This window comes from Brevundimonas sp., from assembly GCF_036677305.1.
In the GTDB taxonomy this organism is placed as follows: domain Bacteria; phylum Pseudomonadota; class Alphaproteobacteria; order Caulobacterales; family Caulobacteraceae; genus Brevundimonas.
Genome location: NZ_JAKFEB010000168.1, coordinates 1 through 1,641 on the forward strand (window position 1 = coordinate 1; position 1,641 = coordinate 1,641).

The 1,641-nt window shown below is 68.6% G+C and carries 1 protein-coding gene and 1 pseudogene; one reads left to right on the plus strand and one right to left on the minus strand.

What is annotated here, in order from left to right:
* Positions 1–414, plus strand: a pseudogene (locus V6M42_RS09515) (discoidin domain-containing protein); the annotation flags it as partial.
* Between the two features lie 186 nt (positions 415–600).
* Here the strand turns inward: V6M42_RS09515 and V6M42_RS09520 are convergent.
* Positions 601–1,641, minus strand: a 1,041-nt coding sequence (locus V6M42_RS09520) for a replicative DNA helicase (protein ID WP_332678324.1), incomplete at its 5' end; no start/stop codon positions are given.

The following is a 1,641-nucleotide window of genomic DNA, read 5'->3' on the forward strand; positions in this document are numbered from 1 at the left end:
GCCGAGGTGGTCGGGCGCGACGAGCGCGAGCCCCGCTTCATCGGCGACATGCCGCACGCCTGGATCAGTTCGGACTACATCCGCTCGGCCCTGGACCTGCTGGTCTATGAACGCGACCGAGACGATGCCCTGGTGCTGGCGGCGGGGGTTCCGACGGCGTGGCTGGCGGGCGAGGGGGTGGGCGTCGCGGGCGTGCAGACGGCCTATGGTCCACTGACTTACCGGCTGCGGCGGGATGGCGAAGGCTATCTGCTGACGCTGGACGGGGTGGTCGTGCCGCCCGGCGGTTTCGTCATCCAGTGGCCGGCGGGCGAGACGCCGCCGGCGCGCGTGCGGATCGACGGACAATCGGCGAACTGGACCGGCAATGAACTGGCGATCCCGGCGGGCGCCCGACGGGTGGAGATGCGCTGAACGTCACCTCCCCATTCGCGAAGGCGAATGGGGAGGACAGACCGCGCAGCGGTCAGGAGGGGGCGGCGCAGGCGGCTGAGAATCCAGAGCGAACCAACATCCGCCTGCGCCGCCCCCTCCTGATCGTCGCTGCGCGCCGATCTGTCCTCCCCGTCGGCCTTCGCCGACAGGGAGGTGAACGAGAGCTCAATCCCCGTAGTCGTCGTACCGCTGGCCCTGGGCCAGGTTGCCGAACTTGGTCGTATTGGCGTCGAAGCTCAGCTTGATGATGCCGATCGGGCCGTGGCGCTGCTTGCCGATGACGACCTCGGCCTGGTGCTCCAGCCGGTCCATGTCCTCCTGCCACTGCAGGTGTTCGGGCGAGCCCTCGCGCGGCTCGGCGCGGCCCAGATAGTAGCTCTCGCGGTACACGAACATGACGCAGTCGGCGTCCTGCTCGATCGAGCCGGATTCCCGCAGATCGGACAGCTGGGGCCGCTTGTCCTCGCGCTGCTCGACCTGACGCGACAGCTGCGACAGGGCGATGATCGGCACCGACAGTTCCTTGGCCAGGGCCTTCAGGGCGCCGGTGATTTCCGACACCTCCTGCACCCGGTTCTTCTGGTTGTTGCCGTCGCCGACCGTGATGAGCTGCAGGTAGTCGACGATGATCAGGTCCAGCCCGTGCTCCATCCGCTTCAGCCGCCGCGCGCGGGCGGCCAGCTTGGAGATGGACAGGCCGCCGGTGGCGTCGATGAACAGCGGGCTTTCGCCGATCTCGACCGCGGCCTCGCGGATCTTGCCGAAGTCGCCGGCGTCGATCTCCCCCTTGCGCAGCTTGTCCGACGACACGCCCGAGGCGTCGGCCAGAATACGCATGGCCAGCTGTTCGGCGCTCATTTCCAGGCTGTAGAACGCCACCACCCCGCCGTTCACCGTCTTGCGCCCCTCGGGCGTCGGCTCCCAGCGGTAGTTGCGGGCCACGTTGAAGGCGATGTTCGTCGCCAGCGCCGTCTTGCCCATCGACGGGCGGCCGGCGAGGACCAGAAGGTCGGAGGGGTGCAGACCGCCCAGCTTGGCGTCGAGATCATCGAGGTGGGTGGCCAGACCGGCCAGTTTCCCGTCGCGCTGATAGGCCTCGGCCGCCATCTGAACGGCGCCGCTCAGGGCGCTGGAGAAGCTGACGAAGCCCGACGACGGCTTGCCCGTCTCGGCCAAGGTGTAGAGCCGCTGTTCCGCCTGTTCGAT